General features: G+C 32.3%; 24 protein-coding genes. 11 read left to right on the forward strand and 13 right to left on the reverse strand.

Annotated elements, in window-relative coordinates:
* Positions 1 to 9 precede the first annotated feature (9 nt).
* The 13 genes from D6200_RS09075 to D6200_RS09135 all read right to left on the reverse strand — a co-directional run bounded on the left by D6200_RS09075 (position 10) and on the right by D6200_RS09135 (position 11,584).
* Positions 10 to 1,959: a phage tail sheath C-terminal domain-containing protein gene (locus D6200_RS09075; RefSeq protein WP_240627171.1), complete on the reverse strand. Its 1,950-nt coding sequence runs from the start codon at positions 1,957 to 1,959 to the stop codon at positions 10 to 12.
* A 29-nt stretch (positions 1,960 to 1,988) separates the two neighbouring features.
* A complete protein-coding gene (locus D6200_RS09080; protein ID WP_125064407.1) occupies positions 1,989 to 3,059 on the reverse strand; it encodes a hypothetical protein in 1,071 nt (356 codons plus the stop codon).
* A gap of 6 nt (positions 3,060 to 3,065) precedes the next feature.
* The gene (locus D6200_RS09085) at positions 3,066 to 3,641 is read right to left on the reverse strand and encodes a DUF4255 domain-containing protein (protein WP_047790308.1); all 576 of its coding nucleotides are present in this window, start codon (positions 3,639 to 3,641) and stop codon (positions 3,066 to 3,068) included.
* Between the two features lie 282 nt (positions 3,642 to 3,923).
* Positions 3,924 to 4,817, reverse strand: a complete 894-nt coding sequence (gene gldA / locus D6200_RS09090) for a gliding motility-associated ABC transporter ATP-binding subunit GldA (protein WP_073182578.1) — start codon at positions 4,815 to 4,817, stop codon at positions 3,924 to 3,926.
* A gap of 7 nt (positions 4,818 to 4,824) precedes the next feature.
* Positions 4,825 to 5,286: a GNAT family N-acetyltransferase gene (locus tag D6200_RS09095; RefSeq protein WP_073182577.1), complete on the reverse strand. Its 462-nt coding sequence runs from the start codon at positions 5,284 to 5,286 to the stop codon at positions 4,825 to 4,827.
* On the reverse strand, positions 5,286 to 5,771 hold the full coding sequence (locus D6200_RS09100; protein WP_073182576.1) for a dihydrofolate reductase: 486 nt from the start codon (positions 5,769 to 5,771) through the stop codon (positions 5,286 to 5,288). The genes D6200_RS09095 and D6200_RS09100 overlap by 1 nt, the downstream gene beginning before the upstream one ends.
* An 18-nt stretch (positions 5,772 to 5,789) precedes the next feature.
* Complete coding sequence (locus D6200_RS09105; RefSeq protein ID WP_073182575.1) at positions 5,790 to 5,975, reverse strand: hypothetical protein; 186 nt, start codon at positions 5,973 to 5,975, stop codon at positions 5,790 to 5,792.
* Positions 5,976 to 6,039: 64 nt separating this feature from the next.
* Complete coding sequence (locus D6200_RS09110; protein WP_073182574.1) at positions 6,040 to 6,864, reverse strand: thymidylate synthase; 825 nt, start codon at positions 6,862 to 6,864, stop codon at positions 6,040 to 6,042.
* Positions 6,865 to 6,978: 114 nt separating this feature from the next.
* Positions 6,979 to 7,161 carry a hypothetical protein gene (locus D6200_RS09115; RefSeq protein ID WP_047790313.1) on the reverse strand — a complete coding sequence of 61 codons (183 nt, stop codon included), beginning with the start codon at positions 7,159 to 7,161 and terminating at the stop codon, positions 6,979 to 6,981.
* Positions 7,162 to 7,266: 105 nt separating this feature from the next.
* Complete coding sequence (locus tag D6200_RS09120) at positions 7,267 to 9,012, reverse strand: NupC/NupG family nucleoside CNT transporter (protein ID WP_073182573.1); 1,746 nt, start codon at positions 9,010 to 9,012, stop codon at positions 7,267 to 7,269.
* Positions 9,013 to 9,027: 15 nt separating this feature from the next.
* The gene (locus D6200_RS09125) at positions 9,028 to 9,636 is read right to left on the reverse strand and encodes a bifunctional nuclease family protein (RefSeq protein WP_047790315.1); all 609 of its coding nucleotides are present in this window, start codon (positions 9,634 to 9,636) and stop codon (positions 9,028 to 9,030) included.
* 148 nt (positions 9,637 to 9,784) lie between these two features.
* A complete protein-coding gene (locus D6200_RS09130; protein WP_073182572.1) occupies positions 9,785 to 10,738 on the reverse strand; it encodes an electron transfer flavoprotein subunit alpha/FixB family protein in 954 nt (317 codons plus the stop codon).
* 105 nt (positions 10,739 to 10,843) lie between these two features.
* Complete coding sequence (locus D6200_RS09135) at positions 10,844 to 11,584, reverse strand: electron transfer flavoprotein subunit beta/FixA family protein (protein WP_073182571.1); 741 nt, start codon at positions 11,582 to 11,584, stop codon at positions 10,844 to 10,846.
* 215 nt (positions 11,585 to 11,799) lie between these two features.
* Here D6200_RS09135 and D6200_RS09140 point away from each other — a divergent pair, with 215 nt between their 5' ends.
* The 11 genes from D6200_RS09140 (at position 11,800) to D6200_RS09190 (ending at position 25,889) form a co-directional block, all read left to right on the forward strand.
* Entirely contained in the window at positions 11,800 to 12,780 is a 981-nt protein-coding gene (locus tag D6200_RS09140; protein WP_047790318.1) for a pyruvate dehydrogenase complex E1 component subunit beta, read from the forward strand.
* Positions 12,781 to 12,858: 78 nt separating this feature from the next.
* Positions 12,859 to 15,387, forward strand: a complete 2,529-nt coding sequence (locus tag D6200_RS09145; protein WP_073182570.1) for a DUF5686 family protein — start codon at positions 12,859 to 12,861, stop codon at positions 15,385 to 15,387.
* Between the two features lie 104 nt (positions 15,388 to 15,491).
* Complete coding sequence (locus D6200_RS09150; RefSeq protein ID WP_073182569.1) at positions 15,492 to 16,019, forward strand: inorganic diphosphatase; 528 nt, start codon at positions 15,492 to 15,494, stop codon at positions 16,017 to 16,019.
* 120 nt (positions 16,020 to 16,139) lie between these two features.
* The gene (locus D6200_RS09155) at positions 16,140 to 18,578 is read left to right on the forward strand and encodes a sodium-translocating pyrophosphatase (RefSeq protein WP_073182568.1); all 2,439 of its coding nucleotides are present in this window, start codon (positions 16,140 to 16,142) and stop codon (positions 18,576 to 18,578) included.
* Positions 18,579 to 18,808: 230 nt separating this feature from the next.
* Positions 18,809 to 20,125, forward strand: coding sequence for an aminodeoxychorismate synthase component I (gene pabB, locus D6200_RS09160; protein WP_073182567.1), 1,317 nt, complete (start codon positions 18,809 to 18,811; stop codon positions 20,123 to 20,125).
* A gap of 66 nt (positions 20,126 to 20,191) precedes the next feature.
* Entirely contained in the window at positions 20,192 to 20,704 is a 513-nt protein-coding gene (locus D6200_RS09165; protein WP_125064408.1) for a hypothetical protein, read from the forward strand.
* Positions 20,704 to 21,528: an alpha/beta hydrolase gene (locus tag D6200_RS09170; protein WP_073182565.1), complete on the forward strand. Its 825-nt coding sequence runs from the start codon at positions 20,704 to 20,706 to the stop codon at positions 21,526 to 21,528. The genes D6200_RS09165 and D6200_RS09170 overlap by 1 nt, the downstream gene beginning before the upstream one ends.
* An 11-nt stretch (positions 21,529 to 21,539) precedes the next feature.
* Complete coding sequence (gene tilS / locus D6200_RS09175) at positions 21,540 to 22,853, forward strand: tRNA lysidine(34) synthetase TilS (protein WP_073182564.1); 1,314 nt, start codon at positions 21,540 to 21,542, stop codon at positions 22,851 to 22,853.
* A gap of 25 nt (positions 22,854 to 22,878) precedes the next feature.
* Positions 22,879 to 24,843 carry a protein-disulfide reductase DsbD family protein gene (locus D6200_RS09180; RefSeq protein WP_073182563.1) on the forward strand — a complete coding sequence of 655 codons (1,965 nt, stop codon included), beginning with the start codon at positions 22,879 to 22,881 and terminating at the stop codon, positions 24,841 to 24,843.
* Between the two features lie 78 nt (positions 24,844 to 24,921).
* Complete coding sequence (locus D6200_RS09185) at positions 24,922 to 25,494, forward strand: DUF4126 domain-containing protein (protein ID WP_073182562.1); 573 nt, start codon at positions 24,922 to 24,924, stop codon at positions 25,492 to 25,494.
* A gap of 32 nt (positions 25,495 to 25,526) precedes the next feature.
* Positions 25,527 to 25,889, forward strand: coding sequence for a hypothetical protein (locus D6200_RS09190; RefSeq protein WP_047790332.1), 363 nt, complete (start codon positions 25,527 to 25,529; stop codon positions 25,887 to 25,889).
* The last annotated feature ends 16 nt before the right edge of the window (positions 25,890 to 25,905 follow it).

Genomic DNA, 25,905 nt, shown 5'->3' on the forward strand with positions numbered 1-25,905 from the left:
TTAGTTTACTTATGCTTCTTGCATTTTGTGAGAGAATTTAAGGATGATAAATTCAGCTGGACGTACTACTGCCATACCTATTTCTATGATCATATTTCCTTCTAAAACATCTTGAGCTGTCATGGTTTCTCCTAAACCAACACTTACATAAAATGCTTTTTCTGGCGTAGGACCTGCAAGTGCTCCTGCTCTCCATTGTTGTGTTAAGAAATTATCAATCATTGCTTTTACACGTACCCAAGTGTTTTTATCATTAGGTTCAAAAACAAATTGTTCTGTTGCTTTTTTTATTGACTCTTCTGCCATGTTGAAGAAACGTCTTACAGATACATATCTCCATTCGTTGTCGTTTCCTGCAAGAGTTCTTGCTCCCCATACTAGATTTCCTTTACCTACAAAAGATCGAATTGCATTTATTGATTTACCTGCTACTGTATCTACATTCAAGTCCCTTTGTGCTTCGTGAGAAATGTTAACGGTTGGCTCAATTACATAATTTAAACTTACATTAGCTGGTGCTTTCCATACACCTCTATCAGAATCAACTCTTGCATAAACACCTGCTATGGCACTACTTGGAGGTAATATTAATGGTAGGTTGGATATTTCAGCTTTTATTTGATTATAAAGAGCATCATCTTCAGTTTTTATAACATCTAACGCCTTTACTGTGGCACTTCCACTAGATGTAGGTAAGTTTGTTATTAAATCATCAAGCTCTCCTGAAGCTATTAATGTGTTAATTTTATCTACGATAGAGTCTGTAGAGTCATTATGAATTCCAAGAGCTCTCTGTAAAGAAGGATTGTTTGTTGTAGTTTCTGAGATTTCATTGAAAACTGTAATTTTAGAATCATCGTCATTCAGACGATCCTTCACTTTATTTAATTCTAGCTGTAATGTTTCGATCTCATTAGTTATCCAAGTGTCTAAAGCATTTGCTTCAGCAACTGCAGCACCATCTGTTCTTGCCAAATTTAATGCTTTGTTCAACTCAACTTCTAAGTTGCTTAAGTAGTTTTTAATGCTATTAATTCTTGCTACTATATTAGGAACTTCGGCAACTGCATCTGTATTTTCATCGGGCCCAGACAGATTATCAACAGTAGTAGATATTGCTACAATCTCTGTTAAAAAAGTAGATAAATCGGTCGTATCTATTCCTGTTGCAATCAACTGAGCTTCTGCTTGAATATTTCTGGGTAACGCTGTACTTATTGTAACATTTGTAGAAGATTCATCATAACTATAATCTAGAATAGTTTTTATAAATGGATAATAAGCGGCTCCATATTTAAGATAATTTTTGTCTGAACTTATTCTATCTCTTAAAATGCCTACGTTTGGAAAAGAAGCGTCTATAGTATCATAAGTTCTAGTATCTATAATTGTAAAACGGTCTTGTAATTCATTACATTGCGTTAACGCTGAGTTATATAGGCTGTAAAAAGTGGTGTCATCTGTTAATGCAGTTGCATCAGGAAACACTATTAAAGTTACTTCATCTACTTTTCTTACTTCAGCTAATCCATCATTAAAATCTGAATCGGAAGTAATGGCTGTTACTTGCGAATCGCTACCATCTAATAAGTTTGATTCACCATACCTACCTACAGAAGTAATATAGCAAGGACCACCTCCATTGGCAAAGTATAATTGTAAACTATAGTACATTAAAAAAGGTGACTTTTCTGCACTATTTGGAGCTTCTACAGACACTTTTCCATCTTCTACAGTTACTTCAATGCCTGTTTCTGCTTTTGCCACACCAAAGTACATTTCATACTCTAACATAGAGCTGATTCGTGTAGGTGTTCCTTTTAAATCTCCTTTTACTTTTCTGGTTGCCTTTTCAGTATAACCTATAAAAGCTGGAATTGCTGTTTCTACTTGAGCTACCGAAGGCGGAAACTTTACAATTTCCTCTACGTAGACTCCTGGTGTTTTGTACGCTGACATAATTACTTGTTTTAAATTTTAATTTTTGTTTATATAAATACTTCCGAATAATAATCTTGTGATTCTTTCTTAATACTTTCAGGAGTAGGATTAGGGAAATAATAATCTTCTTGTGGTTCTGGTATAACGTCTTGTTTCTCTATCTCTACACGCCCATTAAGTGTCAATGGTTTTTCTTCTGATGTAGTCATTACAAGGTTTTCACTTCTTTTTGTGTAACGCCAAAATGTATTCCTATTTTCAATGCAAATAGTAAACTCAGGAAACTCTTTTAGTAGACATTGTTTTGATACGTCAAAGACTTCTGTTTCTTCATTCTTGGCTAATACTTCCTCTGTTAAATTGGTATTGTTGTCTCCTGATATCTGGATTTGAGCAATACCTATTACTCCACTATTTTTAATTCTTTGCACAAAAGAATTGATAGCATCTATCACCTTTTGCTCTTCTACATTTAAAGGAATAGCGTTCGTTATTTTAGACTCAATAGTATCTAACTCTGATGCTTCTACATTTGCAATAGTTACTAAGTTTGGTGTAACTGTTTCAAGTTCTTTTTCACTTTCTAGTTGATGTAAAAGCTTTCTTGTTTCACTATCTGAAATCAAAAAAGAGCTCCATTTTTTTACTTCTGAAATTGCTTCAAATAAATTGATTGCTGAGGAACTTTTGTTTGATAAGTAATATAGTTGCTCCTCCTTCTTTTCAATTATGTCTGAAAAATTTTCAAAATAAGGATGGTGTACTTTTAAGTAAAAAGTTAACGTTAGTGAATCAGATAAAGTAATTATTGGACTATATCTATCTACTTCTTGATTTCCTTCTTCTGTAGTTACTTTTATTGTTTCTGATAGTACTCGAACTCCCTTTTTATGGTTTCTAAGTAATAGTCTATGATTTTTTAAACTCTTTCTAGTTTCTTCAGTAGGTTGAATTGATAGAAACTTGCTGATATCATATTGTTCTTCTAAACGTTTTTTTTCTTCTTCTGTAAGAGGTGTTACTCCATTATTTCCTCCATTTAATTCGAAAAAAGTTCGTTCTCCTTCGTTTAGGAAGTAAGAGTGGTATATATTGATATTGAACAGTGTTTTGTACATAATCATTTAATTTTTAATTATTGATTGTTGTTCAATACCTGAGACTACTGTTCCTTCATTAGTCACAACATCCCTTTCTATTTCTAGTAATGTTATTTTGTAAAGTACAGATGGGTACTGCTTACCTCCTAGAGTTCCCCATATATAATTTAACTCTTCAAAAGAAGGTGTATATAGTTGAGTAATAAATTTAAACGTCTTTAGGTCTCCTAATCCATCTATACCTTCAAAGTTGGTGTTTTGATGTGTGAATACTTTTTTCCCCTGAAAAAAGGCTAATATTTTTGTTAAACTCTTTAAAGATTCAGCATAACTGGATTTATCTACACTGAATAAAACATAAAGGTTTAAATATACTTTTGGGTTTCTGTAACTAACTGTAGTTCCTTCTACACGATTGTTAGAAGTATTTTTTAGCGCAAATTCTTCTTGTGTATTGATTAATGTTAATGAAATATCTGGAGTGTTTGCTGGGGAATTTCCATCTCCGTCCGCCATAGCTATATTTGATAGGTCTACAGCTTTTTCATCGAAATAATCATTTAATTCTTCGGTAATGATTTGTAATATTTCAAAAATCATTTTAATAGTAAGTTTGGTTAGTTTTGCTTGTAGATTGAAGGGTTAGCAATCAGACATTGTAAAATTAATCGCTCTTACCAAGAGTAACCGCAATGAAAAACTCTTTTAAAAAAGTAGTTTCTCCTAAATATTTTCTAATAGAATTACAGGTAGTAAAAAGGGGGAAATCACCCTTACTTTTTTAAATAGTAAGGCTTAAATTTTGGAGATACCTAGTAAGTAAAACAAAAAACTCCTTACATAATGTATGCAAGGAGTCTTTCTTTTTAGGTTGTTATTTTTCTATTGAGTTAACTCTCTAAATAAACTTTCTAAGTTTTTGTTTTCGGTATTTAGCCCTAGAATTTTTAATCCGTTTTCTTGTGCAAAATCAAAAATTACAGGACGCATATCGTCAACTGAATTAAAAACGAGTATCCAATTATTTTCTAGAGTGTTTTTGTACGATATTATATTGGGTAAACGTTTTATAAACTGCTCTTCCAATTTATAATCAAACGTTACTTTAATTACTTGTTCATTATCTGTTTTAAGTTCTGAAATAAGTTTATTAATTACTATTTCTCCTTTATTAATAATTATAACTCTGTCACACATAGCCTCTACTTCTTGCATAATGTGTGTAGATAACAATACTGTTTTATCTTTTCCTAGCTCTTTTATTAATTCACGGATGTCAACCAATTGATTTGGGTCTAATCCTGTAGTAGGTTCATCTAAAATTAACACTTCTGGGTTGTGTAAAATAGCAGCAGCTAAACCTACACGCTGACGGTATCCTTTAGATAATTGATTTATTTTCTTATGTGCTTCAATCGTTAACCCTACTTTTTCAATAGTTTCATTAATTTTAGACTTTTCTACGTTGTGTAAAGATGCTTGAAACTGTAAATATTCACGCACATACATATCTAAATATAACGGATTATGTTCAGGCAAATAACCTATTTTTTTTTGCGCATCTATAGGATTCGAAATTACATCAATTCCACTAACCAATACAGTTCCTTCTGAAGGCTGAATAAATCCTGTTAAGATTTTCATTGTTGTAGATTTGCCCGCTCCATTGGGGCCTAAAAACCCTACTATTTCTCCTTTTTTTGCTGAAAAAGAAATATTATTAACCGCCTTTTGTGTTCCGTATCTTTTTATTATTGAGGTAAGTTCTATCGACATTTAGTTCTTATGATTTCAGCTGAATTTTCACAGCATTTAATATTGATGAATCGAGCTTTTCTTTTTCAAAAACGGTGAATCCTAGTTTCTTATAAAAGCCTATTGGTGATTTATATGGTTGCTCATTTTCTTTTACATAACTTTCCTCTATGACTACCCAACCATTTAATTTATTATGCCTCTTTTTTAACTTTTCAATTAATCTTTTTCCTATTCCTTTTCCTTGAATTTCTGTATCTAAAATCATCGCAAACCAACATTCTCCTTCACGAATAAAATCACAACACCAACCCAGTACTCGATTCTTTTCAAGGACTAAAAGGTGGTTTTTATTCTTTAACGATCCTAAATATTCATTGAAGTCTTTATTACTTTTCTGTGCAATTACATAGGGGTATTCACGATTCCAAAGTAACCTAACCTGTTCTTTAAAAAGTGGAGATAATTTATTTACTTCTTTAAATTCCATTACCTTCTTTCATAAGAAACGAAGCTATAATCGTATTTATTTTTATCGTCAGCTTTAAAGTCTTCCCTTGCTACTTCTTTCCATATTCCCATATCTATTTCAGGGAAAAAAGCATCTGCTTCGAATTCGTGATGTAAAACAGTTATATCTAACCTATCAACTAAGTTTTGTTCTAGAGCATCCTTATAAATTTGTGCTCCTCCTATAATAAATGCATCCTTTCCACCCGTTAACTCTATGGCTTGCTCAATACTGTTGGCAATTAAACAGCCATCAATAAAGTAGTTGTTATTTCTAGTGATGATTATGGATGTACGGTTAGGTAAAGGTTTTCCAATACTTTCAAAAGTATTGCGCCCCATTAAAATAGGATGTCCTGTCGTAACTTTTTTAAAACGTTTTAAATCGGCAGGTAGGTGCCAAATTAAATCATTATCTTTTCCTAACGCATTATTTTTTGCAATTGCAGCGATGAGTGTAATCATAAATTTAATATGTGTTGCTTACATGTTTTTCACCCATTCTTTAATATATCCTGTAAGATCTCGTTTCTCTGTTGTAGCTTCTTCAAAAGTTTCATTTCTCATGTTATCAACCAATGTATGAATTGCTTTTAATACATTTTCATCGTTAATTTCAGCTATTTTGTCGTAGAGATCTTCTTTTAAAACATCAACGTCTATATTCATTTTTATAACTTTTTTGGTGGTTTCTTACAAAGCTACTAAACAATATATATAAAATAAAGTTAAATTATACTGCTACAACTCCTTTTATATGTGGATGCGGGTCATAACCAAGTAACTCAAAATCTTCAAAAGTAAATTCTTCAATATTTTTTATGGCTGGATTTATTTTCATTTTCGGAAGAGGTCTCAATTCGCGTGATAATTGCAACTCTAATTGCTCCATATGATTATTATATATATGAGCATCGCCAAATGTATGAATAAATTCTCCTGCTTCATAACCACAAACTTGAGCAACCATCATTGTAAATAAAGCATACGATGCTATATTAAAGGGAACTCCTAAAAATATATCTGCACTACGTTGGTACAATTGGCATGAAAGTTTCCCATCTGCTACATAAAATTGAAAAAAAGCATGACATGGTGGAAGTGCTGCTTTACCATTCACTACATTTTCTGCAAATGACTTTGATGTATCTGGTAACACAGAAGGGTTCCATGCAGACACTAACATCCTACGGCTGTTTGGATTACTTTTTAAGGTTTCAATGACTTCTTTTAATTGATCTACTTCATCACTATTCCAATTACGCCACTGATGTCCGTACACTGGACCTAAATCACCATTTTCGTCAGCCCATTCATTCCATATACGTACACCATTTTCTTGCAAATACTTAATATTTGTATCACCTTTTATAAACCATAGTAATTCATAAATAATCGATTTTAGGTGTAACTTCTTAGTTGTTACCATAGGAAACCCTTCACTTAAATCAAATCGCATTTGATATCCAAAAACACTTTTAGTTCCTGTTCCTGTTCTATCTCCTTTCTCGTTTCCGTTTTCTAAAACGTGTTTTACTAAATCGTGATACTGCTTCATCCTTCTGCTTTTAATCGTTAAAATTCTTGAACTGTTTAACAACGTAAAAATAAAAAAGCATCTACAAAAAATGTAGATGCTTTTAAAATTATATTAATAAGTTATCAACTATAACTATGCCCAAACGCAAGTTCCGTTACTTTGACAGTAACCGTAGTCACAAAACTCTTGACCATTTGCAAATCTTGTACAACACATGCGTGTACCTTTACAATAGGTATAACGACCTCCGCTAACTTGGTTTTGCTCATTTTTTGATAACACTTTAATTCCTTTTAAACTTTTAAGTTTATTCATGATAGATTTAATTTGGGGGTTAATATTGGTATAAATATATCAAAAAAAAAGAATAAACAAAACTATTGTATTAAAAAACAACCAATTACCTATAACCTTTTATTTTTATCCTATAATCATCCCTGCTATGGTTGCAGACATTAGCGAAGCAATTGTACCTCCAACTAGGGCTTTCATTCCAAACTCAGATAAATTTTTACGTTGACCTGGTGCTAAAGAACCTATTCCTCCTATTTGAATTCCTATAGAAGCAAAATTGGCAAAACCGCACAACATATACGTAGCCATAATTACTGACTTGTTATAGGTTAAATGTGTAGCGCTTGCTGCATTTTTTAAATCAGCTAACTGGATATATCCTACAAACTCACTTGCAGCTAATTTAATACCTAATAGCTGTCCCATTAATGCCATATCTTCTTTAGCAACACCAATTAACCACATTAAAGGAGCGAAAGCATAACCTAAAATAAATTCTAATGACAATGCTTCATAAGGTGTAGTTCCTTCAATTAATTTATTCAAGGAAGTAAATTTCCAATCAAAATATTCAATTCCATCAAAACCTCCTATACTTCCTAAAATACCATTTATCATGGCTATAAAAGCAATAAAAACTAATAACATAGCTGCAACATTCATTGCCAATTGTAAGCCTTCAGTTGTTCCATTAGCTATAGCATCTAAAATATTTGAACCAATTTTTTCTGATGAAACTTGTACATCTGTATTTACTTCTTCAGTTTGTGGGTATAATATCTTGGAAATGATAATAGCTCCTGGTGCTGCCATTACAGATGCTGCTAATAGGTGTTTTGCATATAATAAGCGTAACGCTTCATCATCTCCTCCTAAAAACCCTATATAAGCTGCTAATACTGCTCCTGCTACGGTTGCCATTCCTCCTATCATTACTAACAAGATTTCAGAACGGTTCATTTTTTCTAAGTATGCCTTAATTAATAAAGGTGCTTCTGTTTGACCTAAGAAAATATTTCCTGCTACTGATAAACTTTCAGCTCCTGATATTTTTAAAAACTTAGATAATAACCAAGCTAAGCCTTTTACTACTTTTTGTATTAGTCCTAAATAAAACAATACTGATGTTAATGCCGAGAAAAATATAATGGTAGGTAGTACTTGAAAAGCAAAGATGAATCCAAAAGAATCCATATCAGCAACTAAACCGCTAAATAAAAACTCACTTCCTGCTCTTGTAAAGTCTAACACACTTACAAACAAGCCTCCAACTAGCTCAAATGTTTTTTGAACAAAAGGAACTTTTAAAACCCCAATTGCTATTAATAACTGAAAAGCCAACCCTAATCCTACTGTTTTCCAATCAATACCTCTTCGGTTTGCACTAAATAAAAAAGCAATAATTAGTAATGTTATCATCCCTAGAGCTCCTCTCCACAAACTTTGCATCGAAAAACCTTGACTTGGAATTATCTTTTTTGTTTTACTGACTACTTCTTCAACGTCTTTCCCTAAAACAACTATTGGTTCTGTTGTGAAATTATATAGTATGTTTTTTTCTGAGAGAGTTAAAACTTCATCTGTTAATTCAACCACGTTGTAATAACGAACTGTATCGTTGGGTTGCTTGTAGTTAAAAATTAATAAGTTGTTTTGATGAATATAGTTTCCTGAAGCTTGTAAACTATCTTTTTCTACTAAAGAGTATGTAAAGTTTCCTTCTGATAAAGTAAAAATATCTGTAGGATCTATAGAAACAATTGAATCTCCTTCTGTTGTTGTAATTGATGAGAAATTCCACTTTTTTTCAATGCTTTGGCTAAAAGTTATCATCGTAACGCAAAGCATTATGAAAGTAAATAGTTTCTTCATTTTTAATATTTTAAATTAAGAACGTTTGCTGATTTCATCACGAATTCTAGCTGCCAACTCATAATTTTCATTGGCTACAGCATCGTTAAGTTGTTCGTGTAATTCTTTAAGTGACAAGTGTGAGTAATTATCCTTTCCTTCTTCTTCTATTGAAAACTCGATTTCATCTTCATCAGATTCTAAATCTTCTTCAATTGTTAATTCTTCATCCATTTTTAGATAAATACCTGCTTTATCTAAAATGTTTTCATATGTAAAAATTGGAGCTTCAAATCGAACTGCCAATGCTATAGCATCTGATGTTCTTGTATCAATAACCTCTTCTATTCCTTCTCTTTCACAAATTAAGCTTGAATAAAATACTCCATCAACTAACTTGTGTATAATTACTTGTTTAACGGTGATAGAGAATCGATCAGAAAACGTTTTAAATAAATCGTGAGTAAGTGGTCTTGGTGGACGGATTTCTTTTTCTAAGGCTATTGCTATTGATTGTGCCTCAAACGCTCCTATGATTATAGGAAGTGTTCTGGTTCCCTCCATTTCACTTAGCACTAAAGCATATGCCCCACTTTGTGTTTGGCTATACGAAATCCCTTTTATAGTTAGTTTAATTAAACTCATGTACAATCAATCATCATAAAATACAAAAAAACTGTCTAAATTTAGGCCTTTTGCTTAAAATTTTAGACAGCCTTCTAAAGTGGGCACAATTTACTAAAAATTATGAGTTGAACTCTAATTTCTAGAAAAAGAAAAAATTACCACTATTTTATGCTTGTTTAAAAGCTTTTAATTTTTCTACTAACTGAGGTACAACTTCAAAAGCATCACCAACAATACCATAATCGGCAGCTTTAAAGAAAGGTGCTTCTGGATCTGTGTTAACAACGACTTTTACCTTAGATGCGTTAATTCCTGCTAAATGCTGAATTGCACCTGAAATACCTATAGCTATGTATAAGTTTGAAGCTACAGGCTTACCAGTTTGACCAACGTGTTCGCTATGAGGACGCCATCCTAAATCAGATACAGGCTTAGAACATGCAGTTGCAGCACCTAAAACATCAGCTAACTCTTCAACCATTCCCCAGTTTTCAGGTCCTTTTAAACCTCTACCTGCAGAAACAACAATATCAGCATCAGCAATAGTAACTTTACCAGTTGCTCTATTAATATTTTCAGATTTCACTCCTAATTCAGGTAATGTAGCATCAAAACTCTCAGTAGAACCACTTACCGGATTTTCATGTGCTCCATATGAGTTTTTAGCAACACCCACTACTTTGTTATCAGTTGAAATTTCAGTATTGTTGAAGCCTTTATTTGAGAATGCTTTTCTCTTAACAACAAAAGGACTAGTGCTACTTGGTAATGCTACCGCATTTGAAGCATATCCAGCTTCTAAAGCTACAGCTACTAACGGTCCTACAGTTAATCCATCAACACTAGAATCGATAATTACCGTGTTAGCTCCTTTTGCTTCTGCTACTTGTTTAATAATTGAAGCATATGCTTTAGCATTGAATGAAGATAAGTCATTCTTTACCTCTACTACTTTCTCTGCTCCGTAAGTATATAATTCAGAAGCATCACCTCCATTAATAGTTAACACTACTAAGTCGCTTCCTAATTGTTCTGCTACTTTTTTTCCGTATGAAACAACTTCAAAAGCTGTTTTTTTGAATTTTCCTTCCGATGAATCGGCAAAAACTAATACAGACATATTTATTTATTTTTTAGTCGTTAGTGGTCAGTTTTTAATCATTAACTAAGCACTAACAAGTATTTTTATTCTTTCTTTTAAACTCTATTAAAACAGTTCAACTGATTAAATTACTTTTGCTTCGTTATGTAATAAATCAATTAAATCATCAACATTATCAACTAACTTAACAGCTCCTTTTGGTGCTGGTTTTTCAAAGTTTTGAGTTGCTGTTGCTGCTGTTGCTCCAGTTGGTTCTACCACGTTTAATGGTTTTTTACGTGCCATCATAATACCTCTCATATTAGGAATGCGTAAATCTTTTTCTTCTACAATTCCTTTTTGACCTGCTATCACCATTGGTAAAGTAGAGGATACTTTTTCTTCACCTCCATCAATCTCTCTATTCAAAGTAACATTTGTTCCGTCTACCTCTACACCAACACATCCATTAACAAAGTTAAAATCTAACAAAGAAGCTAACATTCCAGGAACCATTTGTCCGTTATAGTCTGCTGATTCTTTTCCTGCTAATACTAAATCATATCCTCCATTTTTAACAACTTCAGCTAATTCTTTAGCTACCATAAAACCGTCAGTTGGTTCAGCGTTTACACGAATTGCATCATCTGCTCCAATTGCTAACGCTTTACGTAAAGTAGGCTCTGTAGAAGCTCCTCCAACATTCACTACAGTTACACTCGCTCCTTGCTTTTCTTTAAACCACATGGCACGAGTTAAGCTAAACTCGTCGTATGGATTAATAACATATTGAACCCCGTTAGTATCAAACTTTGTATCGTTATCAGTAAAGTTGATTTTTGAAGTAGTATCAGGTACATGACTGATACAAACTAATATTTTCATATATATCGTTGTTTTAAAGAAACTTAATTTTATGCCACGAAGTTAAGGATTTTTTTTAATTTATTATGCACGCATAATAAATTTTTTCCTTAACATTAATCAGTCTCAAAATTAAGGTATTATTATTACATAATCATTTGTTGTTTTTAAAACTACAATATTACCCCTATTTTTATTATTTTTGCACTCTTGATAAACAACTACTTATAAAACGTATGAAAACAGTACAATTTAGAGAAGCCGTTTGCGAAGCAATGAGCGAAGAAATGCGTAGAGATGAAAGCATTTATTTAATCGGTGAAGAAGTTGCTGAGTATAACGGAGCATATAAAGCCAGTAAAGGAATGCTAGACGAGTTTGGTGACAAACGTGTTATTGATGCTCCTATTGCCGAACTAGGCTTTGGTGGTATTGCTGTAGGATCAGCAATGAATGGTAACCGCCCTATTGTTGAGTATATGACTTTTAATTTCTCTTTAGTAGGAATTGACCAAATTATTAACAATGCTGCAAAAATCCGTCAAATGAGTGGTGGACAATTCAACTGCCCTATTGTTTTTCGTGGACCAACAGCTTCTGCAGGTCAATTAGCAGCAACCCACTCACAAGCTTTTGAAAGTTGGTATGCAAACTGCCCAGGATTAAAAGTAATTGTTCCTTCTAATCCATACGATGCTAAAGGTTTATTAAAAGCTGCTATTCGAGATGATGATCCAGTTATTTTTATGGAGTCTGAACAAATGTATGGTGATAAAATGGAAATTCCTGAAGGAGAATATATCATCCCTATTGGAGTTGCTGATATTAAAAGAGAAGGTACCGATGTTACGGTAGTTTCTTTTGGTAAAATTATTAAAGAAGCATACAAAGCTGCTGACGAATTGGCTAAAGAAGGTATTTCTATTGAAATTATTGATTTACGCACAGTTCGTCCGATGGATCATAAAGCTATTTTAGAATCTGTTAAGAAGACAAATAGATTAGTTATTTTAGAAGAAGCTTGGCCATTTGGTAGTGTTTCATCAGAAATTACTTTTAGGGTACAAGACGAAGCATTTGATTATTTAGATGCTCCTATTAAAAGAATTACAACTGCCGACGCTCCTGCACCTTATTCTCCAGTATTATTGGAAGAATGGTTACCTAATGCGAATGATGTTATTTCAGCAGTAAAAGAAGTGATGTACCGCAAGTAATTGAAGAAAAAAGAAATTGAAAAAATAAATTAAAATCCTTTTGACTCAGGTCAAAAGGATTTTGTAGTAAAAAAAATAATGAAACATCTTCTTACCTTATTACTGCTACTAACTACCAGTATTTTAAGTGCACAATTAACTATACAAGGTAAAGTGGTTGACGAATTTGACACTCCTATGCCTTTCGTTAATGTAATTCTAAAAAACACCACTTATGGAACCACAACAGACGATAATGGAAAGTTTTTCCTAAAAACCAACAAATATAGGGGCACACTAGAAATTTCCTTTGTAGGTTTTCAAACTCACACTATTAAAGTGAGTCAAAAAACAAAGTTTTTGAATATTGTTTTAAAAGAAGAAAGTAATGAACTTGAAGAAGTTGTTATCGTTACCAAACCTAAAAAAAGGTTAAAGAAAAAAGAAAATCCTGCTTATAGAATTTTAAAAGAAATTTGGAAACGTAAAAGAAAAAATGGACTTGACTTAGTTGATCATTATCAATATAAAAAAAACACATCCATAGAAATAGGTCTTAATAATTTAGACACTCTTTTCTTAAAAAAGATATTTAAGAAAGAATACAAACAAGCACTTCAAGAAATAAAGTATGATAGCGACGGAATAAACTATTATATCCCTATTTATTTAAATGAACAAGTTGCCAATGTCTATGGAGACAACAAAAATAATAATATCAGAGAAGACATAGAGGCTGAGAAATCAGAAGGACTTAGCGCTCAGGGTTTTATTTTTGACCGAATGGCCAACACCTTTCAAAATATTGATGTTTTTAAAAACAACATTACATTACTTCAAAAGCCTTTTATCAGTCCTTTATCTACTGATGGTTTTTCTACATATGACTATGTTCTTTACGATAGTGTCGTAAACAACAATAAAAAGCTTTACAATATTTATTTCTTTCCAAGGCGCGATGGAGATTTGGCCTTTCAAGGTAATTTTTGGGTAGCTGACAAAAATTTTTCTATCAAAAAATTAAAAATGAAAGTTCATAAAAGTATTAATTTAAACTTTGTAAGAGGACTTAGCTTTGAAAAAGAGTTTGAGGTACGAAACGACAGTATTTACATCCCTACCAAAAATGCTTATGAAGGTGATTTTACATTCATCGATAAAAACGAAAGCAATAAAGGATTAACAATTAAAAAAGATATTACTTTTAAGAATTATGTCTTAAACAAAGCTCTTCCTAAAAACTTCTATGAACAAACTATTGAGAAAATTAGACCTGATCAATATGAAAAAGAAGATTCTTACTGGAAGAATATTCAAACCGATGAAAGTAAAAAAACACACAAACTAATTGAAAGTGTTAAAGAAAAAAAACAAATAAAAAATTTAACAGGATTAATAAACACGGTAGCCAGTGGTTATATAAACACCAAACTAGGTGTTCAAATTGGACCTTTGTGGACTGCTTTTGCCAGTAACCAAGTAGAAGGCTTTAGAACTAAAGTTGGATTCAGAACCTTTGTAACCAAAGACGATCGTTTTCGTTTAGGTGGGCATATTGCTTACGGCTTTAAAGACGAACGAGTAAAATATGGTGCAGAAGCACGTTATCTTTTATCTTACAAACCTAGAATTGCCGTTGGAGTTGCATACCAAAACGATATTGAGCAACTCGGTAGTACTCTTTTAAACACAACACAACTTTTAGGAAGAAGCTTTGGAACAACTGCATTATTTTCAAGAGGAGACAATTTCTTTTTATCTGATGTTGAAAAAATAGCTGCAAACTTTGATTATCAAATTCAGCAAAACTTACATGTAGGTTTTAATTTTTCTCACTCAAAAATTAAATCAGCTTCTGAGAAAGATTTCTCTATGAATTACAGAGATGAAAACGGAAATATTCAATCACAAGTTACTGATGTGGCTTCTGATATTTATGTTTCTTTCACTCCCGGAAGGTTTGTATATGGACTGGGGGTAGAAAGGCGTTTTGGACGAAATGTATTCCCTACTTTTGTACTGAACTACCGAAGAGGTTACAAAGGGCCTTTTAACGGAACTCACAGTTACGATAAAATTCAGTTTAAATACAGCCAACCTATTTTATTAAGTAAATTCGGAACTTTAGACGCTAGTTTTGAAGCTGGAAAAACATTTGGAACAGTTCCAGTTGCCTTATTAAGCCCTATCCCTGCCAACCAAACATTTTCTTTAGTTAAAGACACTTTCGCATTACTAAATTACTACGATTTTGTAGCTGATGAATATTTGGCAGGACATTTTGAACACCATTTTAATGGTTATATTCTAAATAGAATACCCCTATTAAAAAAACTAAAACTAAGAAGCTTAGTTTCTTTTAGAGCTGCTTACGGGAACATTTCTCAACAAAATAGAGCTATAAATGATGGATTAGTCAATAGTAGTGGAGCGCATAATGTTAACTATAACGCTCCAAACAAACTATATTACGAATACAGTGTAGGATTAGAAAATATTGGATATGGTAACTTACGTTTTCTGAGAATTGACGCTATTTGGAGAAGTAATTATACACCTCCTGCAGGATCAATTGTTGCTCCAACACCTAAATTTGCTATCCGTATTGGTATTAAACCCGGCTTATAATCATACATTTAACCATAAAATACCTTTGTTTTTTCTTTAAAAAAACTAATAAATCACTACTTTTGCAAACCGATTTTTAGAAAACGAAGAAAAGTTTAGAATATATGACCGCAAAAGAAAGAAAAACAGTTGATGTTTTAATTGAAATACCAAAAGGTAGTAGAAACAAGTATGAATACGATTTTGATTTAGGAAAAATTCGTTTTGACAGAATGTTATTCTCATCAATGATGTATCCTGGAGACTATGGATTTATCCCTCAAACTTTAGCGTTAGATGGTGACCCATTAGACGTATTAGTATTGGGTGCTGAACCAACTTTTCCTATGTGTGTTATGGAAGTAAAACCAATTGGTGTTTTCCATATGGCAGACGAAAAAGGGCCAGATGAAAAAATAGTTTGTGTCCCTGTTTCTGACCCAATTTGGAACAGATACAACGATATTACTGATCTAAATCCACACCGTCAAAAAGAAATCACTCACTTCTTCCAAGTATACAAAGACTTAGAAAAGAAAAAAGTTGATATTGGAGACTGGGGTAATGCTGATGAAGCCTACGAAATATTAGATAAATGTTTAGAGCGTTATGAAAATAGCGAGCATAAAGCAAAAGGAAGTTTTACTATTTAATTTGTAGAATTCTCTTCTAAATAAAACAAAAAACCTCTCAGTTGTAACTGAGAGGTTTTTTGTTTAGTTATTGATTTTGTTATATTTACGAACACTTATAACTAATCAAATAACAATAACATGAAACAAAACATGATATATGTGCCAATACTATTGGCAATTTTAGGACTCGTTTTTATGTACATAAAAATGGTCTGGGTTAAAAAACAAGATGCAGGAAATGATAAAATGAAATCTATTTCAAAAAGTATTAAAGAAGGAGCTCTTGCTTTCTTAGCCGCTGAATATCGACTGTTACTAATCTTTGTAATTATTGCCTCATTAGCTTTATTCGGAATCTCTCAATTAGTAGAAACGACAAGTATTATGATAGTTCCTGCATTCATTATAGGAGCAATCTTTTCTGCCTTAGCAGGTAATATAGGAATGCGAATAGCTACCGATGCTAACGCGAGAACAGCAGAAGCTGCAAAAACAAGTTTACCACAAGCTTTAAAAGTATCTTTTGGAGGAGGAACCGTAATGGGTCTTGGTGTTGCAGGTTTAGCTGTTTTAGGTCTAAGTTTATTTTTTCTAATATTTGTTGGTCAATTTATTACAGATGGTGGAAATTTCTATAATGAAATGACTGTCGTACTAGAAGCTTTAGCTGGTTTTTCTCTAGGAGCCGAATCTATCGCTTTGTTTGCTCGTGTTGGTGGAGGTATTTACACCAAAGCCGCCGATGTAGGTGCAGATTTAGTTGGAAAAGTAGAAGCTGGTATTCCAGAAGACGACCCTCGTAATCCAGCTACTATAGCAGATAACGTAGGTGATAACGTAGGTGATGTTGCAGGTATGGGGGCCGATTTGTTTGGTTCGTACGTAGCAACCGTACTAGCAGCCATGGTACTAGGAAACTATGTTATTAGAGATATGTCTATAACCTCACCTTTTTCTGATGCCTTTAACGGAATGGGACCTATTTTACTTCCTTTAGTAATTGCAGGAGTTGGTATTATTGCTTCCATTATTGGAACTTTTTTAGTAGGAATTAAGGATAATAGTGCAAAAGAAGCACAAGTACAAAAAGCACTAGATACTGGAAACTGGGTCGCTATTATTTTAACATTAATAGCTAGTTTCTTCTTGATTAAATGGATGCTTCCTCAAACAATGCAAATGAAGTTCTTCGGAGAAGGCTTTAAAGAAGTAGCAGCTATCAATGTGTTTTGGGCTGCCTGTATTGGTTTAGCTGTAGGAGCATTAATCTCAATGGTTACAGCTTATTATACCAGTTTAGGTAAAAAACCAGTGTTAGCTATCGTACAAAATAGTGCTACAGGTGCTGGAACCAATATTATTGCTGGTTTAGCGGTAGGTATGAAATCTACTTTTTTATCTGTTTTATTATTTGCAGCAGCTATTTATGGCTCATATTATTTCGCTGGATTTTACGGAGTTGCTTTAGCAGCTTCAGCAATGATGGCAACAACGGCAATGCAATTAGCTATTGATGCATTCGGTCCTATTGCAGATAATGCGGGTGGAGTTGCTGAAATGAGTGAATTAGAAGATCACGTCCGTGAACGTACCGACATATTAGACTCTGTAGGAAATACTACTGCTGCAGTTGGTAAAGGATTCGCCATCGCTTCCGCAGCTTTAACAGCCTTAGCTTTATTTGCTGCTTATGTGACTTTTACAGGAATTGACGGAATAAATATTTTTAAAGCTGATGTATTAGCAATGTTATTTGTTGGAGGAATGATTCCTGTTATATTCTCAGCATTAGCCATGCAATCGGTAGGAAAAGCAGCTATGGAAATGGTACATGAAGTACGTCGACAGTTTAGAGAAATCCCAGGAATTATGGAAGGAACGGGCACCCCTGAATATGCAAAATGTGTAGATATTTCAACCAAAGCTGCTTTAAAAGAAATGATTTTACCAGGCTTAATTACTATCATCACTCCAATTATTATCGGATTGGTTTTTGGTGCTGAACCTTTAGGTGGTTATATGGCCGGTGTCTGTGTATCGGGTGTTATGTGGGCTATTTTCCAAAATAATGCTGGTGGCGCTTGGGATAATGCAAAAAAATCGTTTGAAGCTGGTGTTGAAATTAACGGAGAAATGATTTACAAAGGTTCTGATGCGCATAAAGCAGCCGTTACAGGTGATACTGTTGGTGACCCTTTTAAAGATACCTCTGGGCCATCAATGAATATTTTAATTAAACTTACGTGTTTAGTTGGTTTAGTTATTGCCCCAATATTAGGCGGACATACTTCTTCTGAAACACATGAAGAGACAGAAAATATTAAAGTTTGGATTGACAAAAACGGTGAAAAACATGAAATAAAACTTTCTACTGATACTGAATTTACTACTGAGAACAAGTTAGAAAATATCGTTAAAGTAAACATTGAAAAGAATGATGATGGTACTGCTAAAGCAATTATTTCTACTACAATTGTTAAAAACGGTGAAGAAACAACTGAAGAAAAAACTTTTGAAGGTACTTTAGAAGAAGTTGAACAAAAAATTAAAGAGTACGAAAACTCAAAAAAAGAATAATACCAGTTATGATTTGAAATTACGGTAAAAGAAAATGATGATTTTTTTCTTTATCCAAGTTTCAAAAATCAGACATAGCCTTAGCTACGTTTTCTTTTTTAAATGAAGAAGAAAGGGAAAAAAGGTGTTTTATTACGGTAATTTCAAGTTGTAAATGGTATAACCCTCAAAATTATATAAAACTCAAACCCGATAGCAGTATTTCTATCGGGTTTCTTATTTTTGTGGCGATGTCAAGAACCGTCCGTATTTTTTCTATAGACACCCCTGAGCTCTTCAAGCAAAAGCTGTTTGTTTGGGCTAAACAATTTGAAACAGCTATTTGGCTAGATTCTAACAATTACGAGCAACAATATAGCTCTTTCGATTGTGCTTTAGCTGTAGAAGAGTTTACTTCTATTAAAACAGATTACTATAATGCTTTTGATAAACTAAAAGAATATCAATCTTTCACCAAAGACTACATCTTTGGTTACATTAGTTACGATGTTAAAAATGATGTAGAAAAACTGACTTCTAAGAATTTTGACGGACTTCATCTTCCTGATTTATATTTTTTTCAACCTCAAAAACTACTATTCATCAAAGGAAATACTGTTGAATTTCATTACTTACAAATGATTGATGATGAATTAGAAGAAGATTTTGAAGATATTATTGAAACAAACCCTTCTATTAATAATTATCAACAAGAAGAAACAGATGAAGTAAAAATAAAACTACGTATCCATAAAGATGAATACTATCAAAAAGTAGAAAAAGTATTAGAACATATACATAGAGGAGATATTTATGAAGCTAACTTCTGTCAAGAATTCTATGCAGAAAACACAGTTATAAACCCCTATAAAGTATACACACAATTAAACAAAATATCGGAACCTCCATTTGCTACTTTTTTCAGAAACGACAATCATTACCTACTATCTGCAACTCCCGAACGATATATTAGAAAAGAAAATTCTAAAATTATTTCGCAACCTATTAAAGGGACAGCAAAACGTTTGATTGACCCGATTGAAGATGAAAAAATAGCTTTTGATTTAGCTCGTGATGAAAAAGAACGGTCAGAAAATATTATGATTGTAGATTTAGTTCGTAACGACTTATCAAGAACAGCTAAAAAAGGAAGTGTCCAAGTAGAAGAACTATGTAAAGTATATTCGTTTAAGCAAGTACATCAAATGATTTCTACCGTAGTTTCAGAAATTGAAAATACCACACATCCAGTTGATGTAATTAAAGATACTTTTCCTATGGGAAGTATGACCGGAGCTCCAAAAATTTCTGCCATGAAAATCATTGAAGACCTAGAAGAAACCAAACGTGGCCTATACTCTGGAACCGTAGGCTATTTTACTCCAAATGGCGACTTCGATTTTAACGTAGTTATCCGAAGTATTTTATACAATTCCGAGAACAAATACGTTTCATACTCAGTTGGTGGGGCTATTACAGCAAAATCTACTCCAGAAAAGGAGTATGAAGAATGTTTACTCAAAGCCAAGGCTATGAAATATGTTTTAACGCACACTAACAAAAGTTAACTATATTTATAGCAAATACTCAGAAAAAGTATTTCTAATCAAAAAACTATTACAAAAAATAAAGAAATGAAAAACACAATTAAACTTATACTATTCGTTGCTATTATTGCATCAATGACGTCTTGTAAAGCAAACAAGTATTCGTTTTTAAACGACTATCCTACTAAAAATGTTCCTTTGGTTGATAGCACAAACTTTAGCAATCATGTAGAGGGTAAATTATTAACAAAACCACAACAAGAGCTTTTAAAACTTCCTTCAATTTTTGAAGAGCAATTAGATGAAGAGAATGCTAAAATTGGTGTTTCCTATCTCCCAAAAATATCAGAAAGCTTTCAATCAGTAGTATATTATTTCTATCCAAATAATACTGAGTTAATCTCTATGCTGGTAACTTACGATAAACAATTTAATATAATTAATAGTCAAGTATTGGCTTATGACGAAATTGCGGAAGGAATGTTAAAAACCACCTCTACTCTTAATAAAAATAGTATTGAATTAGTTGAATATATTTCTGACGCTCCTTCTACTATTATTTTTAATATTTTAGAAGACGGAAACATTACAAGAGACTAATGACACACCATACATTCACATTCAATTTTCATAAAACTGAGTTTTTTGGTCAGTATTGGCAACCGGAAACTGTAAAAGCTATAGTGGTAATTATTCACGGAATGGGAGAACATTCTGGCAGATATGAACACGTTGCCAAAAAACTAACCGATAATAATTTTGGTGTAATTGCTTTTGACCATTTCGGTCATGGAAAAACAACAGGGAAAAGAGGACACAATCCAGGGTATAATTATGTATTAAAAAGTGTTACTAAACTTATTGAAAAAACTAAAGAGGTTTTTGGTGATAAACCTACGTTTTTATATGGGCACTCTATGGGAGGCAACACTGTAATTAATTACACGCTTAGAGAAAAACACCATCTAAAAGGAGTCATAGCTACTAGTCCTTTTTTACGTTTAGCTTTTCAGCCACCTGCTTGGAAGCTTTCGTTAGGAAAAGTAATGCAAAAAATAGCTCCCTCAGTGACTTTAGGAAATGAGTTAGATGCTAATGATGTATCTCGTGATCCTGTTGAAGTTGAAAAGTATAGTAATGACCCATTAGTTCATGATAAGGTGAGCCCTAATTTTTCTTTATCATTTATTGATGCTGGTGAATGGGCTATTAATAATGCATCTTCTTTAAAAACTCCAATGTTATTATTACACGGTACAGGTGATAAAATTATTGATTATAAAGGCACGGAGGCTTTTGCTAACAATACGCCTAAAGCTAGTATAAAACTATACGAAGGAGGATATCATGAGTTACAAAATGACTTATGTAAAGAAGAAATGTTACAAGATGTTGTAAGCTGGTTAAACACTCAATTACAATAATTATTATTCACATGCTCCAACAATTAGCAAAACATATTGACGAACAATTTTCTTTTTTAAAAGAAAAAAAGTTACTAATTGCTATTTCTGGGGGAGTTGATAGTGTTGTACTAACACACCTCTTACATCAACTACAGTTTAATATTTCGTTAGCACACTGTAATTTTCAACTAAGAGGAAAAGAAAGTGATTTAGATGAACTCTTTATTAAAGAGTTAGGAAAAAGTTTGAACATTCAAACATTTACAACACGCTTTAACACTAATGAATATGCTACTAAAAATAAATTATCAACACAACTAGCAGCAAGAGAGTTACGTTACAGTTGGTTTGACTCCCTAAGTAAAGAAAATAATTTTGATTATATATTAACAGCCCATCATGCTGATGATAATTTAGAGACATTTTTAATTAATCTCTCTCGAGGTACTGGTTTAGAAGGCTTAACAGGAATTCCTTCAATTAATAAAAATATCATTAGACCTTTACTTATTTTTTCTCGTGAAGAGATTATAACCTTTGCCAAAAAAAATAATATTGAATGGCGTGAAGATGAAAGTAATTCAGAAACCAAATATCTTCGAAATAAAATACGCCACCAGATTGTACCTACACTAAAAGAATTGAATGACAGCGTTTTAAAAAACTTCAATAAAACAATTGATCATTTAAAAGAGTCTCAACAAATTATTGATGATAAAATAGCGGACATTACCCATGAAATTGTCTCAAAAGAGGGAGATTTATTAAAAATAAATATTGAAAAACTGTTAAAGTTATCCAACCCAAAAGCATACCTCTACCAGCTGCTAAAGTCCTATAAATTCACGGAATGGAACGATGTTTACAACTTGATTTATGCTCAATCTGGCAAGCAGATTTTAACAAAATTTTATACTTTGTTGAAAGACAGAGATTTTTTATTACTTTTACGCACTAATGAAAAAAGTTCCTTTGACAAGGAATATTTCATTATTAGGGAGGAAAACAAAGAAATTACAGCACCGATAAAGCTGCAACTAAAAAAAGTTCTAAAAAAAACTAACATTAATAAAGAAAACATTTATGTTGATTATGAACTTCTTAACTTCCCTCTAAAACTCAGACGGTGGAAATCCGGCGACTTTTTTTATCCTAAAGGAATGATAGGTCGAAAAAAAGTAAGTAAATATTTTAAAGACGAAAAAATATCAATTGTAAACAAAAATAAAATTTGGTTGCTCTGTTCTAGTAAAAACGAAGTTATTTGGATAGTAGGAAAACGACAAGATAGACGCTTTTTACCAACAGAAAAAACAACCAAACTATTAAAAATTAGTATTTAATTAACCCCATCAAACTACATATAGAATGAAAAAATTCTTTACTCTATTTTTATTATTCATAGGTTTAGCGGTTTATTCTCAATCTGACGATAACCCCGTAGTTGTTACTCCTAAGGTAGAGAAAATCTCTGATACTGAGTACGACTTAATTTTTGACGTGTTAATTGCTGAAGACTGGCATTTATATTCTCAATACAACCCTGAAGATGCTTCACTACCTATGACAATTGCACCAGCAGAAGGACAATCTGGATATACCTTAAATGGTAAAGCAAAAGAAAGTGAAACAGAAACTCAGTTTAGTGAAATCTGGGGAAAAGATGAAATCTTCTTTGTTGACGAAGGTAAGTTAATTCAAAGAATTACTGTTTCAGACTCAACTTTAACAAAAGTTACATTAAATCTTGATGCCCAAGTTTGTAAAGAATACTGTTTACCTTTTGATGAAGATTTTACATTTTCTTTAACAGGTGAAAAAGTAACACAAACAGTTGCTGAAGTTGATGACAAAAGTAAAGAACTATCTCAAACTTTAAATTTAGACTTAAAAAATACAATTTTATTAAAAAGCTCAACTGACACAAATACTGGTGAAGAAGAGGAAGACAATAGTCTTTTAAATATTTTCCTATTAGGTTTTGTTGGTGGATTATTAGCTTTCCTAACTCCATGTGTATTTCCAATGGTTCCTTTAACTGTATCGTTTTTCACAAAACGTACAGAAAAAAGAGGAAAAGGTGTTGGTAGCGCTATCCTATACGGTTTTTTCATCGTATTAATTTATGGTTTAATAAGTCTTCCTTTTCATTTCTTAGATACTTTAGATCCTGAAATATTAAATAGTATTTCAACAAACATATGGTTAAACCTATTTTTCTTTGTAATACTAATATTTTTTGCAGGTTCATTCTTCGGTTTTTATGAATTAACACTACCTAGTTCTTGGAGTAATAAAGCAGATAGCGCTTCAAATGTTGGAGGCGTTCTTGGAGTTTTCTTCATGGCATTAACTTTAGCTATTGTATCATTTTCTTGTACAGGACCTATTTTAGGTTCATTATTAGCAGGATCATTAAGTGGAGGAGCAATGCAATTATCTGTAGGTATGGTTGGTTTTGGTTTAGCATTAGCTTTACCTTTTGCTCTTTTTGCGATGTTCCCTAACTGGTTAAACACATTACCAAAATCTGGTGGATGGTTAAATACTGTTAAAGTTGTTTTAGGATTTATTGAATTAGCTTTTGCATTTAAATTCTTATCAAATGCTGATTTAGTAGGACACTGGGGAATACTAAAAAGAGAAATTTTTATTGGAATATGGGCTTTAATTGCGTTCCTTTTAGCACTGTACTTATTTGGTTTCATAGGAAAAAGGTATGGTAAAATGACCTTATTTAGAGTTTTAGTAGGAATTGGAGCCTTAGCTTTAGCAGTATACTTAGCTCCTGGTGTAATGGAAAACCCTTCTTGGAGTCAAAATAAATTATTAAGTGGGTTTGCTCCACCTAAATTCCATAGTATATACAAAAAAGACAATCAATGTCCTTTAAACTTAAACTGTTTTAAAGATTTTGATGAAGGTATAGCTTACGCAAAATCTGTTAACAAGCCTGTTTTATTAGATTTTACAGGATGGGCATGTGTTAACTGTCGTAAAATGGAAGAAAACATATGGAGTCAACCAGATATCTACTCATTAATAAATGATGATTATGTATTAATTTCATTATATGTTGATGATCATCAAAGAATGTTACCAGAAGAAGAGCAATTTGATTTTATTAAATCTAATGGGAAAGTAAAAAGAATTAGAACCTATGGTGATAAATGGGCTACTTTCCAGTCTGCTAACTTTAAAACAGCTTCTCAACCATTTTATGTACTAATGAGTCCTGAACTTGAAATATTAAACTCACCTCAACAATATACAGATCACGGAACATACTATAATTGGTTAAAAACTGGTTTAGATAGATTTAACTCTAACTAATTATAATATAAATATTATATATTTAAAAGCCTCTTTTTTAAAAAAGAGGCTTTTTTTATATCTTTCAATAAAAAATATATGACACCAGAAACTATTATCAGCATATTTTTAGGAATTGGCTTAGCTGCTTCCGTAGGGTTTAGAGTATTTTTACCTCTATTTACGTTAAGCTTAGCAGGATATTACAATGTTATTCCATTAAATGAAAACTGGCTGTGGGTAGCAAGTACCCCTGCTATTATAGCATTAGGTGTAGCTACAATATTAGAAATATTTGCATATTATATTCCTTGGTTTGACAACTTACTCGATACCATAGCTGTTCCGTTAGCCGCAATTGCAGGTACTGCAGTAATGGTTTCAACTGTGGCAGATTTATCACCAGTTATTACTTGGGCTTTAGCAATTATTGCTGGTGGCGGAACAGCATCAGCTATAAAGGGCACTGCTGCTTCTACTCGACTTACTTCTACAGCAACAACTGGAGGAGTTGCCAATCCAATTATTTCAACCGTAGAAACAGGCACCTCGTTAGTTATGTCTGCATTTTCTATTTTTTTTCCTATACTGGCTATTATTCTAGTTATTTTGATTTTTATTAGTATACGTAAAATGTTTAAATACATTTTTTCTAAATCAAAAAAGGTATAATTATTAGTGTTATTTTTATAAATCTAACTTTTATGAAAAATAATATTACTACCATCTTTTTAATTACCGTCATACTTTCTACTTCAGCACAAGAAATTAAGAAAAAAGAGAAAGCCCCTGGAAGCATTTATACTTTCTCCAATACCTATTCTACTTTTTATGATTCATCAACAGTTAATAAAAATTTAGATTTAAATGGATTATCTTTTTTTATTGTAAATCAACAAGACATTGATAACAATTCTTTCTCTATTCCATTTGATAAACTAAATAAAAAACCTACTTCTTTTATTTATGATGACTATATAGATTATCAAAATAACAACCTTTTAAAAGGGTTCTTAAAAAAGAATGATCCAACTCATTGGAGTCCACAGCAGATGCAATTACAATAAGTTTTATTTTTTCTCT

The organism is Tenacibaculum mesophilum (genome assembly GCF_003867075.1).
GTDB lineage: Bacteria > Bacteroidota > Bacteroidia > Flavobacteriales > Flavobacteriaceae > Polaribacter > Polaribacter mesophilus.

Bases quoted from the DNA above. Each gene is read 5' to 3' on its own strand.
- D6200_RS09110 (WP_073182574.1), bottom strand. From the start codon at position 6,864: ATGAAGCAGTATCACGATTTAGTAAAACACGTTTTAGAAAACGGAAAC.
- D6200_RS09165 (WP_125064408.1), top strand. From the start codon at position 20,192: ATGAAAAACACAATTAAACTTATACTATTCGTTGCTATTATTGCATCA.
- gldA (WP_073182578.1), bottom strand. From the start codon at position 4,817: ATGTCGATAGAACTTACCTCAATAATAAAAAGATACGGAACACAAAAG.
- D6200_RS09120 (WP_073182573.1), bottom strand. From the start codon at position 9,012: ATGAAGAAACTATTTACTTTCATAATGCTTTGCGTTACGATGATAACT.
- D6200_RS09180 (WP_073182563.1), top strand. From the start codon at position 22,879: ATGAAAAAATTCTTTACTCTATTTTTATTATTCATAGGTTTAGCGGTT.
- D6200_RS09150 (WP_073182569.1), top strand. From the start codon at position 15,492: ATGACCGCAAAAGAAAGAAAAACAGTTGATGTTTTAATTGAAATACCA.
- D6200_RS09080 (WP_125064407.1), bottom strand. From the start codon at position 3,059: ATGTACAAAACACTGTTCAATATCAATATATACCACTCTTACTTCCTA.
- D6200_RS09125 (WP_047790315.1), bottom strand. From the start codon at position 9,636: ATGAGTTTAATTAAACTAACTATAAAAGGGATTTCGTATAGCCAAACA.
- D6200_RS09145 (WP_073182570.1), top strand. From the start codon at position 12,859: ATGAAACATCTTCTTACCTTATTACTGCTACTAACTACCAGTATTTTA.
- D6200_RS09190 (WP_047790332.1), top strand. From the start codon at position 25,527: ATGAAAAATAATATTACTACCATCTTTTTAATTACCGTCATACTTTCT.
- D6200_RS09105 (WP_073182575.1), bottom strand. From the start codon at position 5,975: ATGAATATAGACGTTGATGTTTTAAAAGAAGATCTCTACGACAAAATA.
- D6200_RS09075 (WP_240627171.1), bottom strand. From the start codon at position 1,959: ATGTCAGCGTACAAAACACCAGGAGTCTACGTAGAGGAAATTGTAAAG.
- D6200_RS09085 (WP_047790308.1), bottom strand. From the start codon at position 3,641: ATGATTTTTGAAATATTACAAATCATTACCGAAGAATTAAATGATTAT.
- D6200_RS09170 (WP_073182565.1), top strand. From the start codon at position 20,704: ATGACACACCATACATTCACATTCAATTTTCATAAAACTGAGTTTTTT.
- D6200_RS09130 (WP_073182572.1), bottom strand. From the start codon at position 10,738: ATGTCTGTATTAGTTTTTGCCGATTCATCGGAAGGAAAATTCAAAAAA.
- D6200_RS09155 (WP_073182568.1), top strand. From the start codon at position 16,140: ATGAAACAAAACATGATATATGTGCCAATACTATTGGCAATTTTAGGA.
- pabB (WP_073182567.1), top strand. From the start codon at position 18,809: ATGTCAAGAACCGTCCGTATTTTTTCTATAGACACCCCTGAGCTCTTC.
- D6200_RS09100 (WP_073182576.1), bottom strand. From the start codon at position 5,771: ATGATTACACTCATCGCTGCAATTGCAAAAAATAATGCGTTAGGAAAA.
- D6200_RS09095 (WP_073182577.1), bottom strand. From the start codon at position 5,286: ATGGAATTTAAAGAAGTAAATAAATTATCTCCACTTTTTAAAGAACAG.
- D6200_RS09140 (WP_047790318.1), top strand. From the start codon at position 11,800: ATGAAAACAGTACAATTTAGAGAAGCCGTTTGCGAAGCAATGAGCGAA.
- D6200_RS09185 (WP_073182562.1), top strand. From the start codon at position 24,922: ATGACACCAGAAACTATTATCAGCATATTTTTAGGAATTGGCTTAGCT.
- D6200_RS09135 (WP_073182571.1), bottom strand. From the start codon at position 11,584: ATGAAAATATTAGTTTGTATCAGTCATGTACCTGATACTACTTCAAAA.
- tilS (WP_073182564.1), top strand. From the start codon at position 21,540: ATGCTCCAACAATTAGCAAAACATATTGACGAACAATTTTCTTTTTTA.
- D6200_RS09115 (WP_047790313.1), bottom strand. From the start codon at position 7,161: ATGAATAAACTTAAAAGTTTAAAAGGAATTAAAGTGTTATCAAAAAAT.